Here is a 14,046-nt window from a genome sequence, read left to right on the forward strand (position 1 = left end):
GTAACGGTCATCGACCCACTCACATCAGTCCGAGAAAACGAAGTTTGCCAACCGACTTACATTCACGGGCTGTGAGGCAAGGCCTCCGTAACCCAGACGGCCGACACCTATGTAGAGACATAGCTGTCTTTTTCGTACTGCTTCAGACACCCATTCGTATCCAAAATCGCTTTGCGCTTTGACGTAATTCCGAAGGTTGCCGTCTATCGCGACGTACACATAGCCATCTGATTGAATCAGCTCTCTTCTCTTCAGGTATGGCAACAGATCGACCCTGCCAAAGATGGGCCTGATCGACCCTCCGATGGTCTGCGCCTTATCAAACAGAGCTTGGTTGATACCTTGAGAACACGGCTGAAGTCGCGAGAACAAATCAGCCTTCGAGAGAGACTTCATGAGCTTGAATATGTCGGCGCTTGGCTTGAATACGAAGTAATTTATTTTCTCTCCGTGCTTGGGCGCCACGAGCATCCGGTGAAAATTAAACGGCATTCTTTCGCCATCGCCCTTTGGATAAGACCGATCGAACTTGAATGTCCCTTTGGACTCAAGGGACAAGGTGTAAAGCGTCTGCGCTCTTGCTGATCCGACGCCCAAAAAGCCGAGGGCTGAAAGCAACAACAGCAATATCTGGCTGCATTTCATGTATTTTCTCCGCCCCGCCGCCCCCAGTCGTCGCCCTCTTCCGATCCGCCCCAGGGAACACGGCTCCCGATGCTACTTCACCGACACGCTCGGCCCGCCCTCGACCGCCAGCACCAGCCTGCGGTTGGTGATCCGCGCCAATTGCGCCAAGCGGCCGGCCGGCCGCTCGCCGTAGAGGTCGGAGAGCGACGCCGGCAACACCAGCGCCAGCACGCCGTTGGCGCGCTGTTCCCATTTCAGCCTAGGCATGATGCCGGGCATCGAGGCCGTCAGCAGATAGACCACCCGCATCATCGCCGCCAGCACCCGGGCCCGCTCAAGGTAGCGTGGCGTAGCCAGCGCCTTGATTTCGGGTGCGATGGATTCGTTGAAGATGCCGTCGTGACGATAGGCGCTGGCCAAAGCCAGGAAGGCACGGCCGGGATGGTCGACGCCGTAGAAAGAGGCATGGGCAATAATGTTGAGCGACTGCCTGCCGCGATATTCGGGATGCGCACGCCAGCCGATATCGGCCAGCAATGCGGCTGCGTGGCGGTAGCGCGCCTCGTCCTCGGTCTCGTCGATGCCGAAGGCGGCAAAGGATTTGGCCGTCCAGTCGACCAGCTCGTGCGCATGGGTGACGGAGCGCGAGCGCAACCGGGCGAGCTCCTCGGACGCCGAAATCAACGGATCGGCCTTCTGCTCCGCCTCATCGAGCAGCGAATAGAGAAAGCCTTCTCGTACGCCGAGCGCCGAGACGATGATCTTCGACGGCTGCATCGCCGCCATGATCTCCTGCAACACGATGGCGCCATAGGGCAGCAGCGAGCGGCGGTTCTTCGAAACGCCTTCGATCCCCTTGACCTTCTCGATCTCGGCTTTGGCCACCTGCTTGAGAAAGTTCGCCGCACTGTCGGCTGACATCTCGTAATGGTGCATGACGCCGAGCGGGTAGTTGTTCATCTCCATGTGCAACCGGGCGAGGTTTCGCCAGGTGCCGCCGACGGCGTAAAAGGGCCGGCCCTGCCCGCCCTTCAACAGCTTGGCCCGCGCCAACTCGTCGCGCGCGATCTTCTGCGCCTGGGTGAGCGAATTCTTCGCCATGTCCTGCAGACGCAGGCCACCGAGCGGCAGCGTTATGCCGTCACCGATCGCCTCGCCATTGACGTCGACGAGTTCGAGGCTGCCGCCGCCCAGATCGCCGGCAATGCCATTGGCCGGATGGAAGCCCGAAATGACACCAAGCGCCGAATAATGGGCTTCCTGGCGCCCGCTGATGACGCGGATCTCGGTCTTCAGCACCTCTTCGGCGCGGTGAATGAAATCGGGGCCGTTGATCGCCTCGCGCGCGGCGGCGGTAGCCAAGACATACATATGCTCGGAGCCGGCCTGATCGGACAGCGCGCGAAAGCGGCGGAACTCTTCCATCGAGCGCGTCACCGCCTCGGGGTCGAGTTTGCCGGTCGAAACGATGCCGCGGCCAAGACCTGCCAGCATCTTTTCGTTGAACAGCATGGTCGGCGAGCGCGCCAGCCCTTCATAGACAACGAGGCGGATCGAATTCGACCCGATGTCGATGATGGACAGCGGTCGGCGGTCCTGCAGCCGGCCCTGGGAATCAGACAGCATCAGGTGGACGCTGCGGCGTTCTTCTTGCGGCGCTTGAACTGCGCAATGCGTTTGGGCGCATGCGACTTCAGCGCGTCACCCCGTCCCGACAGGCTCGGATTGGTCATGAAATATTCCTGCGCGTTGAACGGTTCCTCGCCCTCCTCCAGCACCACGCGCCGGGAGGTTCCATCTGCCAATACGTCGAAACTTTGCTGATTGTCCATGATGTTGCCCAGCATGATCTGGCCCAGGATCTGTTCATGCACAGTTGGATTGGTGATCGGCACCATGGTTTCGACGCGGCGATCGAGATTGCGCGGCATCAGGTCGGCCGAGGAGATGTAGACGATCGCTTCATCCGAGGGCAGGCCATGGCCGTTGCCGAAACAATAGATGCGGCTGTGTTCGAGGAACCGGCCGACGATCGACTTGACCCTGATGTTTTCCGACAGGCCCGGCACCTGCGGCCGCAGGCAGCAGATACCGCGCACGACGAGGTCGATTTCCACCCCGACGCGGCTGGCATCGTAAAGCGCGTCGATGATGATCGGGTCGACAAGCGCGTTCATCTTCATCCAGATGCGCGCCGGCTTTCCTTCCAGCGCATGGGCGACTTCGTCGGAAATGTGCTTCAGGATGCGGCTTCTCAGCGTGAATGGCGAGATCGCGATCCGCATTTCATCGGTCGGCTCGGCGTAGCCGGTGATGAAATTGAACAGCTGGGCGACATCGCGGGCGATCGTCGGATCGGTGGTGAAGAAGGACAGGTCAGTGTAGATACGCGCGGTGACCGGGTGGTAGTTGCCAGTGCCGAGATGCACGTAGTTGCGCAGCTTGCCATCCTCGCGCCGCACCACCAGCGACATTTTGGCGTGGGTCTTCAACTCGAGGAAGCCGAACACGACCTGCACGCCGGCGCGCTCGAGATCGCGCGCCCAGCGGATGTTGGCTTCTTCGTCGAACCGGGCCTTGAGCTCGACAAGCGCGGTCACCGACTTGCCGGCCTCTGCCGCGTCGACCAGCGCGCGCACGATCGGGCTGTCGTTGGAGGTGCGGTAAAGCGTCTGCTTGATCGCCACCACTTCGGGATCGGCCATCGCCTGGCGCAGGAACTGCACGACGACGTCGAAGGATTCATAGGGGTGGTGGACGACGATGTCCTTCTCGCGAATGGCGGCAAAACAGTCGCCGCCATGCTCACGGATGCGCTCGGGAAAGCGCGGATTGTAGGGCGTGAACTTCAGGTCATCGCGGGGGATGGAGACAATCTCGGAGATCTGGCTGAGCGCCAGCGGTCCGGTGAGCACGCTGATACGGCTCGATGAGACACCGAGCTCGCCAGCGACGAATTCGCGCAGTTCGCCAGGCATCAGCTTGTCGAATTCGATGCGGATCACCGAACCACGGCGGCGGCGTTTCAGCGCCGTCTCGAACAGGCGCACGAGATCTTCCGACTCCTCCTCGACCTCGATATCGCTGTCTCGAATGATGCGGAACGTGCCGGAACCCTTGACCTCGTAGCCCGGAAACAGCTTGCCGATATAGAGGCCGACCGCCTCTTCCAGCGGAATGAAGCGGACATGGTGCTTGCGATCGGGCAAACGGATGAAGCGCTTCAGCGCCACCGGCAGGCGCAAGAGCGCACTCATCTCCTCGCCATTCTTGCGGTGGCGCAGCTGCAACGCCATCGAGAAGCCGAGATTGGGAATGAACGGGAACGGATGCGCCGGGTCGATCGACAGCGGGGTGAGCACCGGAAACACCTGGTCCTGGAAATGGTCCTCCAGCCAGACCTTCTCGTCCTTGGTCAGAGCGTCGCGGGTGATGCTCTCGATGCCTTCCTTGTTGAGCAACACTGTGAGTGCCGAAAGGCTCTTCTGCTGGTCTTCCTGCAGCCGTTCAACCTCGCGCAGCAATTGTTCGAGCTGCTGCTCGGGCGTGCGGCCATCGGGGCTTTTCAGCGTGATTCCTTCGCGCACCTGGCCCGCAAGGCCAGCGACACGCACCATGAAGAACTCATCGAGATTGGCTGCCGAGATCGACAGGAAGCGCACACGCTCCAGCAGCGGATGATGGGTGTTCAGCGATTCTTCGAGCACGCGGCGATTGAACTGCAGCCAGGAAAACTCGCGGTTGACGAAGCGATCGGGGTTGCCGCCTTCCGAACTGGCCACCTCGACATTGACGAATTCGCTCTGCACCGGCTTCAGTTCGTTCATGTTCCTGCCCGTAACCGTTCCTTTTGCAGCGCCGCCAGATGGCGATGGACGCTCTAACATGCCGTTGTGACGCATGATCGGTCGCGGAATCGCTTTGCGTCCGCGCTCACGCGCTTAACCGGCTTAACTTATCCTCTGACAGGCTTTTGCGACAGTTTGATTTCATCGATCTTGCAAAGAGACCTGTTATGATCCAGATGCATGCGTGACTGCGTTAAGGAGACGACGATGGCAGGCGGTTCCATTCCCCATTTCCAGAACGATGCGGGCCATCCGGCGATCGACATCGGGGTCAAGGAATTCATGTGCACGGGCGCCAACCCGCCTTTCGACCATCCGCATGTGTTTCTCGACATGGGCGACGACAATGAGAAAGTCTGCCCCTATTGCTCGACGCTCTACCGCTATTCGCCGAAGCTGAAGGCGTCGGAAACGCTGCCGGCCGGCTGCCTCTACATCGACCAGGCCGCCTGATTCTTTCGCGACAGCCCTGATGGACGACACGCGCTCCCGGCAAGTCGTCATCGCCGGAGCCGGCGTCGCCGGGCTGACCGCAGCCATTGCCTTTGCCGAACGTGGCTACCCTGTGCAGGTTTTCGAACAGGCACAGCGCCTGGAAGCGGCAGGCGCCGGCATCCAGCTCTCTCCCAACGCGACACGGATCCTGCGCCAACTCGGCGTGCTCGACCGGCTTCTGCCGGCAGCGGTGCGGCCGGAGGCCGTGGTGCTGAAGGACGCAAGGACGCTGCGAGAACTCGCGCGGGTACCGTTGGGACAAGCCGGGGAAAGCCGCTGGGGCGCTCCCTATCTCGTCGCGCACCGGGCCGACCTGCAGAGCGCACTGATGGCGCGTGTTGCCGAGATGCCTGATATCCATCTCACAACCGGCGCACGCGTTGGCCAAATTGCCACTGGTCCCCATGGCGTCACGGCAAGTGTGGAGACCGGAGGCGACACCACCGAGACGCATGGCTTTCTGCTGGTCGGCGCCGATGGCGTGTGGTCATCGGTGCGCGGGCTCGCCGGTTCGAAAAGCGGGTTTGCGTCAAGCCATTTTTCCGGCGAACTGGCATGGCGCGCAACCGTGGCGACCGACAGCCCCGCCGGACAGGCCTTTGCCGCCATTGGCGCTGCCGACTGCGTCACCACTTTCCTCCATCCCGGCTTCCACATGGTCGCCTATCCCGTCCGCAAAGGCAGCGCCTTCAATCTTGCCGCCTTCACCAGGGGCGAGCGCATCGCGGAAGGCTGGTCGGGCCATGCCGACCCCGCCATCCTTGGGGGAGCCATGCGCGGTACCGTGCAGGCGTTGGGAAGACTTGTCGCATTGGCCGGCCCCTGGACGGCCTTTCCGATCCATACCGTTGAACAACCGCGGTGGGCGAGTCCGCAGGGCATCGCGCTGATCGGCGACGCAGCTCATGCGATGACGCCGTTCGCGGCACAGGGCGCGGCAATGGCTATCGAGGACGCGGCGATGCTTGCCAATCTCGTCGCCGACTTTCCAGGCGACCCGAAGCAGAGCCTCACCATCTGGGAGAACCTGCGGCGGCGGCGCGTCGAAAAGGTGCGCAAGCGCGGCGCGCTCAACCGGCTCGCGTGGCATGCGTGGGGTCCGGTAGCGATTGCACGAAACCTGGTGCTGGCGACACGGCCAGCAGAGAAACTCGGTGCGGACCTGGATTGGCTCTATGGCTGGGAGGAACAGAAGATTGTCAGGCGGTAGGTGCGTCGAGACCAGCCAACCTTGACGTACTGACTATTTGTAGTTACATTTTTGTGGTTACGTCACATGGAAGAATTGCGATTTGAATGGGATTCGGAAAAGGCTAGGTCAAATCTGCGCAAACATGGCGTGAGTTTCGAGACTGCCGTTCGCGTTTTCTCCGATCCCTTCGCACTGGTTGAACAGGACAGAGTCGACGACGGCGAATACCGCTGGCAGACGACGGGCGTGGTTGATGGCGCGTTTGTTTTGTTGGTAGCCCACGCCGATAGGGAAGAAGACGGCATAGAGGTGATCCGGATCATTTCAGCGCGGCGGGCCACGCCGGTAGAAAGAAAACGTTATGCGCAAAGTCGTTCGATATAAGTTTGATCCGACCAATCCGCCTCCGCTGACGGAAACCCAGAAGGCAGAAATTGCGGCTTTGAAGGCGCGTCCCGAAGACGATGTCGATACCAGTGATATCCCGGAATTGACGGAAGAGTTCTGGCAGAACGCTGTTCGAAATCCTTATTTCAAACCGATCAAGCAGCAGCTGACCCTTCGCCTCGATTCCGATCTTGTCGCCTGGTTCAAAAGACGCACGGCCGATGGTCGTGGCTATCAAAGTGCTATCAACAAGGCACTACGTGAGTATGTGACGAGACAGGATCGCAAAACTGGCTGAACGGGTAGACGCCTGGTTCAATTATACAGCCGCATCGACAGCCCCAGCGAAACCGGCAGCGGGTTCCACCAGCCGGTACGCAGGCCAGCGGTGCGCAGCGCGGCGGCGGTCCAGGTGTTGCAGCCGACAAGTGCGTTGAAATGGCCGTTGGCTTCGAAGAAGCCGTCGAATCTGGAATAAGCGGCATTCTGGATATGGATCGGGCCGCTCGGTCCCCGCTGAAAACTGGCCTGGATGAAATCAAGCAATGCCGCGAACTGGCCATCACCGATGTCGAAGCCTGCGACATCGGGATGCGGTTCGACAATATCGCCGGCGACATCGACATGCATGACCGACGCATCGAGGGTCAGCGCCTTCATCACTGGAACAGCCTTGAGCTCAGACCAGGTCGGCGTTTCCAGATAGAAGGCGCGGCCGCCCCAGCCGAAGACGATGTAGCGCACCTCCGGCGCGTCGGCCGGGATGCCGGCTTCGACCAGAAAATGAAAGCGCTGACGCACGGCATCTTCGACCGGAATGGCGATGTCGGTATGGATCGGGTTCCTCAGCACCAGGATATGACGCGTCGAAGACTTGTCGCCGGCTGTTTGCCAGAGCGGCCGCGGCACAAAAGTGCCGAGCGTCACGGCGAGCGCGACTGCGATCAGCAGCAGACCCAGAAAACGGCCGAGCTTTTTCATGAATGGCGGCCCCGCAAACGCATCCCGGCGCGACACGAACCGCCCGCCTCCTGCCCATCATACGCAAAAGAGCCCGGCACTGTTTCGGCCGGGCTCTCCCTTGGTTCACTGAAAGCCTAGTGCAGTATCTGCGACAGGAACAGTTTCGTGCGCTCGTGGCGCGGGTGGTCGAAGAATTCGGCCGGCGTGTTCTGCTCGACGATCTGGCCCTGATCCATGAAGATCACCCGGTTAGCGACCTTGCGGGCAAAGCCCATCTCGTGGGTGACGCACAGCATGGTCATGCCCTCTTCGGCCAGGCCGACCATGGTCTCCAGCACTTCCTTGATCATCTCCGGGTCGAGCGCCGAGGTCGGCTCGTCGAACAGCATGATGCGCGGGTTCATGCACAGCGAGCGGGCGATCGCCACGCGCTGCTGCTGACCGCCCGACAACTGGCCGGGATATTTGTTGGCCTGCTCGGGAATTTTCACGCGCTTGAGGAAATGCATGGCGATTTCCTCGGCCTGCTTCTTCGGCGTCTTGCGCACCCAGATCGGCGCCAGCGTGCAGTTCTCCAGGATGGTCAGATGCGGGAACAGGTTGAAATGCTGGAACACCATGCCGACCTCGCGGCGCACCTCGTCGATCTTCTTCAGATCGTTGGTCAGTTCCTTGCCGTCGACGATGATCTTGCCCTTCTGGTGCTCCTCCAGCCGGTTGATGCAGCGGATCATCGTCGATTTGCCGGAGCCGGACGGCCCGCAGATGACGATGCGTTCGCCGCGCATCACTTTCAGATTAATGTCCTTCAGCACATGGAACTCGCCATACCATTTGTGCATGGCGATGATGTCGATGGCGACATCGGTGGTCGAGATGTGCATCTTGGCGGCGTTGACCTTGATCTCTTCCGCGCTGACGGCATTTTCGGTGGCCATGACAGGGTCCCCTTGTTTTCTTATCTTTGGTTATGATGCATGTCGTTATCACAAAAAACCGCAACACACTTTTGGGCGACATGCATCAGCGTTTGTGGCCGGTGTCGAGCCGGCGTTCGGTGTACATTGAATAGCGCGACATGCCGAAGCAGAACAGCCAGAAGACGAAGGCGGCAAAGATCAGACCGGACTTGGCCGTCTGCGCCGTCGCCCAATTGGCGTCGGAGAAGTTCTGCTTGACGATGCCAAGGAGGTCGAACATCGAGATGATGGTGACCAGGCTGGTGTCCTTGAACATGCCGATAAAGGTGTTGACGATGCCTGGGATGACCAGCTTCAGCGCCTGCGGCATGACGATGAAATACATCTTCTGCCAATAGCCGAGACCGAGCGAATCGGCGCCTTCATACTGCCCCTTGGGAATCGCCTGCAGGCCGCCGCGCACCACTTCGGCCATATAGGCGGCCGCAAACAGCGACACGCCGATGAGCGCGCGCAGGTACTTGTCGAAGGTGACGCCCGGCGGCAGGAACAGCGGCAGCATGACGCTGGCCATGAACAGAACGGTGATCAGCGGAATGCCGCGCACGGCTTCGATGAAAATGACGCACAGCATCTTGACGATCGGCATTTTGGAGCGCCGGCCAAGCGCCAGTACGATGCCAAGTGGCAACGACACGACGATGGCCACGAAAGACAGCGACAGCGTCACCAGCAGGCCGCCCCACCGTGCGGTTTCGACAGGTTCCAGACCGAACACGCCGCCCACCAGCAGGAAGAACGCCACAACAGGTAAACCGACGATCAGAAGCAGGGCGTTGAGGCCCTTGCGCGGCACGCTCGGTATCAGCATCGGCACCATGAGCACGACGAGCAATATGCCAACCAGAATCGGCCTCCAGCGCTCCTCGATCGGATAGGTTCCGAACATGAACTGGCCGAACTTGGCGTTCACAAAGGCCCAGCAGGCGCCAGACCAGCCGTCCGGCTGAATTCCGCCCTGCGTTACCGTGGCGCATACGGTCCGGTTCGGTCCTGTCCAGACAGCGTTGATGAAGGCCCAGTTGATGATCTGCGGGAGGATCATCACCACCAGCGCGAGACCGATTATGGTCATAATGGTATCGCCTACCGAGGCGATAAGGTTCCTTCGCACCCACGCGCTGAGGCCCGTGACACCGGCAGGCGCCGGTTGCGCCAGCATCATTTCGGTGCGTACCCAGGACATATCATGTTCTTGCATGTCCTTACCTCTCCACCAGAGCCATTTTGGCATTGAACCAGTTCATCAGCAGCGAGGTCAGAATGCTGATGGCCAGATAGATCACCATCATGATGACCACGCATTCCACAGCCTGGCCGGTCTGGTTGAGCACTGTTCCGGCCGTCGCCGTCAGGTCGGGATAGCCGATGGCGATGGCGAGCGAGGAATTCTTGGTCAGGTTGAGATACTGGCTGGCCAGTGGCGGAATGACGATGCGCATGGCCTGCGGTACCACCACCAACCGCAACGCCTGGCCGGAACGCAGGCCAAGCGCCGCCGAGGCCTCGCTCTGGCCCTTGGCAACGCCCCGAATGCCGGCGCGCACTATCTCGGAAATGAAGGCGGCGGTATAAAACGACAGCGCCAGATAGAGCGACAGAAACTCCGGCTTGACGACGAAACCGCCACTCAGGTTGAAGGTGGACTGCTTGGGAAAATCGAAGGTCAGCGGAAAGCCGCTTAGCACGTAGGCGAGCAGCGGCAGCCCGACAATCAGCGCGAGCGATGTCCAGAACACCGGGAATTGCTGGCCGGTCGCCATCTGCCGCTGATGCGCCTTGCGGGCGACGAACCACGCCATGGCGATGCCGACAAGCAGACCCACCAGGATCAGCCAGGAGCCATCTCCCCAGATAGCGCGCGGAAAATAGAAGCCGCGCTGGTTAAGGAAGGATCCGAAAGGCAGATGATAGCTGTCGCGCGGCGCCGGCAACACGGCCAGCACGCCGGAATACCAGAAGAAGATGACCAGCAGCGGCGGGATGTTGCGGAACACCTCGACATAGACGGTGCAGATCTTCTGGATCAGCCAGTTTTTCGACAGCCGGCCGATGCCGACGATAAAGCCGATGATGGTGGCCGTGATGATGCCGACAAAGGCGACGATCAACGTGTTGATCAAGCCGACAAGAATCGCGCGGAAATAGGTTGAGTCCGACGTATAGGCGATGGGCGTGTCAGAGATGTCGAAACCGGCGCGGCCCCTCAGAAAGCCGAAGCCGGAAGCAATGTGGAGATTTGCGAGGTTCACGATGGTGTTGTGGACAATCCACCAGACACCCGACACCAGCAAGGCAACGACCAGGCATTGATAGAAAATGCTGCGGACTTTGGGGTCGTTTATAAGAGAAGCGCGACTTGGCGCCTCGCGAAGAACTTCCTGCGATGCCATTCGACCATCCCCTGGAAAGAGAAACCGGGAGGCAGACGATCTGCCACCCGGATCACATTTCGGTCAGCGGATCGGCGGAGCGTATTGCAGGCCGCCCTTGGTCCACAGCGCATTGATGCCGCGGGCGATCTTGAGCGGGCTACCCGAGCCGACATTGCGGTCGAACAGTTCTCCATAGTTGCCGACGGACTTGACGATGTTGACCACCCAGTCGTTGGAGACGCCGAGATCGGTACCGATCTTGGTGTCGGCTTCCTGGCCGAGCACACGCTTGATCTCCGGGCTGGGGGAGTTCTTCATTTCATCGACATTGGCCTTGGTGATGCCGAGTTCTTCCGCCTGCAACAGCGCGAAATAGGTCCACTTGACGATGTGGTACCACTGATCGTCGCCCTGGCGCACTGCCGGGCCGAGCGGCTCCTTGGAGATGATCTCGGGCAGCACGACGTGATCGGCCGGTGACGCCAGTGTCAGGCGGATGCCGTAGAGGCCCGACTGGTCGGTGGTGTAGACGTCGCAGCGGCCGGCGTCATAAGCGGCGTTGACCTCTTCGAGCTTTTCGAAGACGACCGGATTGTACTCCATCTTGTTCGCCTTGAAGTAGTCGGCGAGATTGAGCTCGGTGGTGGTGCCGCTCTGCACGCAAACGGCGGCGCCGGAAAGCTGGAGCGCCGAATTGACGCCCGGCAGCTTCTTGGCGTTGATCATGAAGCCCTGACCGTCATAGTAGGTGACGCCGACAAAGTTCAGGCCGAGTGCGGTGTCGCGGTTGATGGTCCAGGTGGTGTTGCGCGACAGGATGTCGACCTCGCCGGACTGCAACGCGGTGAAGCGTTCCTTGGCGCTGAGCGGCGTAAACTTGACCTTGGTGCCGTCACCGAAGACAGCGGCGGCCACGGCGCGACAGAAATCCGCGTCGATGCCCTGCCACTCACCCTTGTCGTCCGGCGCCGAGAAGCCGGCCAGACCGGTCGAGACGCCGCATTGGATGAAGCCCTTCGCCTTGACGGTATCGAGCGTCGTAGCCGACGCGGTCGACGCCATCAGTCCAAGCGTAGCGGCGCCAAGAATGCCGATAGCAATATGTTTCATGACCCACAGACCCTTTTCTCTGTTTTTCAGGCAAACCCTGATCTTTTTTCCCGTGTGAACGCAGCTCCCATTCCAGCCCATTCCCGGAATCCCGCATCGTAACCGACGCGCCGCCTCCCATTCACGAAGAGCATCGAAGGCGATAATTCTCGTGAGGTCAAGGGAAATGACCGAATCCGAACGTGTTTGAAAATCGATTGCCGGAAATGCCCGAATTGCAGACAAACGCGCCCGCGATTTAGTCACGGCGCGAATAAAGTCGGCAAAGCGCATTCAACGCAAATGCGGGCCAGCGGCGAAATCCATCCCTGGCACCAACCTGGCATGACTGATCTGGGATGCGGGATGAATTGGCTCGTCCGAAGACTGTTGTCAGACACGCGCCGTCAAAGCGCGCGCGAGATGAGCCACGCGCCTGCCGCCACCATCAACACGCCGGAAATGCGCGGGATCCACTGCCCGGCCGTGACTGTCTTTTCCAGGAGAACGAGGATGGCGATGCCGGCGATCCACAGGATGTTCATGACTCCGCCGACGAACAGCAGAGCCATCAGCGCCCAGCAGCAGCCCAGACAATAGAGGCCGTGATCAACGCCCAGCCGAAGCGCGCCGAGTGGCGCCGAGCGAAACCCGCCGTGACTGGCCAGGAACGCGATCGGCCCCTGACATTGGCGCAAGCAGGCCCCCTTGATCGGCGTCCATTGATAGAGGCCGGCGGCGATCAGGACGAGGCCGCCGAGGATCGTGCTGCCGGTCGCCATCGAGGGATCGAGCAAGGCGAGGCGCGCAAGCAGCCATTGCGCAACGGTTGCCACGATGCTGAAGACGACCCAGACGGCGAGATAGCCGGTAAAGAACCATCCGGTCGAAGCGATAGGCCGGCCATCGGCTAGCGCCCTGCGGCCGACGCCGGCATAGAGCAGCAGCATCGGCGCGACCGAAGGCGTCATCATACCGACCATCATCACCGCCCACATCGTGAAAATGAAAGCGAAATCGGCGGGTGCCCAGGCCCGGAACCCGGGCGCCACGGCGGCGCCCACATCCATGCCGCCCATGTCCATGCCGCCCATATTCATGCCGCCCATGTCCATCTTCGACATGTCCATTCCGGCCATGCCGCCGCTTGCTCCGGCCGGCATCGGGGAGGCGGGCACGGCCATGTCAGTGGCGAGCCACAGCACATAGGCCCAGGCGAGTACGGCAATCACGACGAGCGCGGTCATCACGACCGCGCGGTCGCGCCGCAGCACCGCCTCGAGGGCCGTGTCGCTCATTGGATCAGGTCAATGAACGATGCCGCTCTGCGTAAGATGCAGATTGGCAAAATGACTGTGCGTATCGGCCACCTCGAACTTGATCGGACCTGTCGTTTTGGTCCAGCCACGGCCGATTTCGGCAATCGCGTATTCGAAGCCGTGCGGCAGGTCGATGCGTGCCCGATGCTCGGCCCCGGTGACCGGATTCTTGATCGGTTCGCCATGACCGTCGGTCACGCCCTTGACGTGCAACCGTCCGGTTCGCGCTTCGACGTCGACCTCGAACTCGATCGGGGCAAAGATCGGGTCATGGAATTTCTCCAGCGTGGTCGAAAAGACCTGGAATATTGTCGCGCCTGGTTCGGTGTCCTGACCGCCCAGTATGCGCAGCAGCGCCTCACGCTGGGCCTCGCTCGCCCGCTCGTCGATAACCACCGCGGCTTCGCCCTTGCCCTGGTGTATCGCGCCGGGCCAGCGGAAAATCCCGACGAACCGCAATCCATCGAGCTTGGTGCTGCCATGGTGGCCGCTCTCGATCTCCATGCCGGCAACCGCCTGACAAAAGCCGTATGTCGGCAAGGCGTTGAACTGGCATGGGCAGCCATAGGCGCAATTGCAGTTGATGAATTCGCGCGCCTTCATTGTCCATTTGACGTCGGGCATGGCATTCCTCCCCTTGCCGCGCTCATGCTCTGCGAGCGCGATATCCGGATCGAAGGGACCAACAGGCCAGCCGGCAAAAACCATCCGGCAGCATCTGATCGAGGCAACCCGGCGATTAATATTAGAAGTTGATTATATACCATTCAG

General features: G+C 60.7%; 14 protein-coding genes. 4 read left to right on the forward strand and 10 right to left on the reverse strand.

What is annotated here, in order from left to right; all coding sequences use genetic code 11:
* Window positions 1-24: 24 nt before the first annotated feature.
* The 3 genes from AC1DX4_RS04925 to AC1DX4_RS04935 form a co-directional block, all read right to left on the reverse strand.
* Complete coding sequence (locus AC1DX4_RS04925) at window positions 25-645, reverse strand: hypothetical protein (RefSeq protein ID WP_477219265.1); 621 nt, start codon at window positions 643-645, stop codon at window positions 25-27.
* A gap of 72 nt (window positions 646-717) precedes the next feature.
* Window positions 718-2,253: an exopolyphosphatase gene (ppx, locus tag AC1DX4_RS04930; RefSeq protein ID WP_477219266.1), complete on the reverse strand. Its 1,536-nt coding sequence runs from the start codon at window positions 2,251-2,253 to the stop codon at window positions 718-720.
* On the reverse strand, window positions 2,253-4,454 hold the full coding sequence (locus tag AC1DX4_RS04935; protein WP_477219267.1) for an RNA degradosome polyphosphate kinase: 2,202 nt from the start codon (window positions 4,452-4,454) through the stop codon (window positions 2,253-2,255). Before AC1DX4_RS04935 ends, ppx begins: the two co-directional genes overlap by 1 nt.
* Before the next feature lie 228 nt (window positions 4,455-4,682).
* Here AC1DX4_RS04935 and AC1DX4_RS04940 point away from each other — a divergent pair, with 228 nt between their 5' ends.
* The 4 genes from AC1DX4_RS04940 (at window position 4,683) to AC1DX4_RS04955 (ending at window position 6,847) form a co-directional block, all read left to right on the forward strand.
* Complete coding sequence (locus AC1DX4_RS04940; protein WP_475451425.1) at window positions 4,683-4,928, forward strand: zinc-finger domain-containing protein; 246 nt, start codon at window positions 4,683-4,685, stop codon at window positions 4,926-4,928.
* A 19-nt stretch (window positions 4,929-4,947) separates the two neighbouring features.
* Complete coding sequence (locus AC1DX4_RS04945; protein ID WP_477219268.1) at window positions 4,948-6,180, forward strand: FAD-dependent monooxygenase; 1,233 nt, start codon at window positions 4,948-4,950, stop codon at window positions 6,178-6,180.
* Between the two features lie 66 nt (window positions 6,181-6,246).
* Complete coding sequence (locus AC1DX4_RS04950; RefSeq protein ID WP_477219269.1) at window positions 6,247-6,546, forward strand: BrnT family toxin; 300 nt, start codon at window positions 6,247-6,249, stop codon at window positions 6,544-6,546.
* Window positions 6,524-6,847, forward strand: coding sequence for a BrnA antitoxin family protein (locus AC1DX4_RS04955; RefSeq protein ID WP_477219270.1), 324 nt, complete (start codon window positions 6,524-6,526; stop codon window positions 6,845-6,847). Before AC1DX4_RS04950 ends, AC1DX4_RS04955 begins: the two co-directional genes overlap by 23 nt.
* Window positions 6,848-6,864: 17 nt before the next feature.
* Here AC1DX4_RS04955 and AC1DX4_RS04960 read toward each other — a convergent pair whose 3' ends face one another.
* The 7 genes from AC1DX4_RS04960 to AC1DX4_RS04990 all read right to left on the reverse strand — a co-directional run bounded on the left by AC1DX4_RS04960 (window position 6,865) and on the right by AC1DX4_RS04990 (window position 13,899).
* Window positions 6,865-7,530 (reverse strand): TIGR02117 family protein, encoded by a 666-nt coding sequence (locus AC1DX4_RS04960; RefSeq protein WP_477219271.1) that lies wholly within the window; start codon window positions 7,528-7,530, stop codon window positions 6,865-6,867.
* Between the two features lie 116 nt (window positions 7,531-7,646).
* The gene (locus AC1DX4_RS04965; protein ID WP_031240865.1) at window positions 7,647-8,396 is read right to left on the reverse strand and encodes an amino acid ABC transporter ATP-binding protein; all 750 of its coding nucleotides are present in this window, start codon (window positions 8,394-8,396) and stop codon (window positions 7,647-7,649) included.
* Between the two features lie 139 nt (window positions 8,397-8,535).
* Complete coding sequence (locus AC1DX4_RS04970) at window positions 8,536-9,693, reverse strand: amino acid ABC transporter permease (protein ID WP_477219272.1); 1,158 nt, start codon at window positions 9,691-9,693, stop codon at window positions 8,536-8,538.
* A gap of 4 nt (window positions 9,694-9,697) precedes the next feature.
* The gene (locus AC1DX4_RS04975) at window positions 9,698-10,885 is read right to left on the reverse strand and encodes an amino acid ABC transporter permease (protein ID WP_477219273.1); all 1,188 of its coding nucleotides are present in this window, start codon (window positions 10,883-10,885) and stop codon (window positions 9,698-9,700) included.
* Between the two features lie 63 nt (window positions 10,886-10,948).
* Complete coding sequence (locus tag AC1DX4_RS04980) at window positions 10,949-11,977, reverse strand: amino acid ABC transporter substrate-binding protein (protein ID WP_477219274.1); 1,029 nt, start codon at window positions 11,975-11,977, stop codon at window positions 10,949-10,951.
* Between the two features lie 386 nt (window positions 11,978-12,363).
* A complete protein-coding gene (locus tag AC1DX4_RS04985) occupies window positions 12,364-13,254 on the reverse strand; it encodes a DUF2182 domain-containing protein (protein ID WP_477219275.1) in 891 nt (296 codons plus the stop codon).
* 9 nt (window positions 13,255-13,263) lie between these two features.
* Window positions 13,264-13,899 (reverse strand): DUF1326 domain-containing protein, encoded by a 636-nt coding sequence (locus AC1DX4_RS04990; protein ID WP_477219276.1) that lies wholly within the window; start codon window positions 13,897-13,899, stop codon window positions 13,264-13,266.
* Between the last annotated feature and the right edge of the window lie 147 nt (window positions 13,900-14,046).

The sequence above is a fragment of the Mesorhizobium sp. P3_A8 genome (assembly GCF_056402995.1).

Excerpts from the sequence above, each read along its gene's own strand:
- AC1DX4_RS04935 (WP_477219267.1), bottom strand. The coding sequence starts at position 4,454 with ATGAACGAACTGAAGCCGGTGCAGAGCGAATTCGTCAATGTCGAGGTG.
- AC1DX4_RS04945 (WP_477219268.1), top strand. The coding sequence starts at position 4,948 with ATGGACGACACGCGCTCCCGGCAAGTCGTCATCGCCGGAGCCGGCGTC.
- AC1DX4_RS04940 (WP_475451425.1), top strand. The coding sequence starts at position 4,683 with ATGGCAGGCGGTTCCATTCCCCATTTCCAGAACGATGCGGGCCATCCG.
- ppx (WP_477219266.1), bottom strand. The coding sequence starts at position 2,253 with ATGCTGTCTGATTCCCAGGGCCGGCTGCAGGACCGCCGACCGCTGTCC.
- AC1DX4_RS04960 (WP_477219271.1), bottom strand. The coding sequence starts at position 7,530 with ATGAAAAAGCTCGGCCGTTTTCTGGGTCTGCTGCTGATCGCAGTCGCG.
- AC1DX4_RS04925 (WP_477219265.1), bottom strand. The coding sequence starts at position 645 with ATGAAATGCAGCCAGATATTGCTGTTGTTGCTTTCAGCCCTCGGCTTT.
- AC1DX4_RS04985 (WP_477219275.1), bottom strand. The coding sequence starts at position 13,254 with ATGAGCGACACGGCCCTCGAGGCGGTGCTGCGGCGCGACCGCGCGGTC.
- AC1DX4_RS04975 (WP_477219273.1), bottom strand. The coding sequence starts at position 10,885 with ATGGCATCGCAGGAAGTTCTTCGCGAGGCGCCAAGTCGCGCTTCTCTT.
- AC1DX4_RS04965 (WP_031240865.1), bottom strand. The coding sequence starts at position 8,396 with ATGCACATCTCGACCACCGATGTCGCCATCGACATCATCGCCATGCAC.
- AC1DX4_RS04955 (WP_477219270.1), top strand. The coding sequence starts at position 6,524 with ATGCGCAAAGTCGTTCGATATAAGTTTGATCCGACCAATCCGCCTCCG.
- AC1DX4_RS04990 (WP_477219276.1), bottom strand. The coding sequence starts at position 13,899 with ATGCCCGACGTCAAATGGACAATGAAGGCGCGCGAATTCATCAACTGC.
- AC1DX4_RS04950 (WP_477219269.1), top strand. The coding sequence starts at position 6,247 with ATGGAAGAATTGCGATTTGAATGGGATTCGGAAAAGGCTAGGTCAAAT.
- AC1DX4_RS04970 (WP_477219272.1), bottom strand. The coding sequence starts at position 9,693 with ATGCAAGAACATGATATGTCCTGGGTACGCACCGAAATGATGCTGGCG.
- AC1DX4_RS04980 (WP_477219274.1), bottom strand. The coding sequence starts at position 11,977 with ATGAAACATATTGCTATCGGCATTCTTGGCGCCGCTACGCTTGGACTG.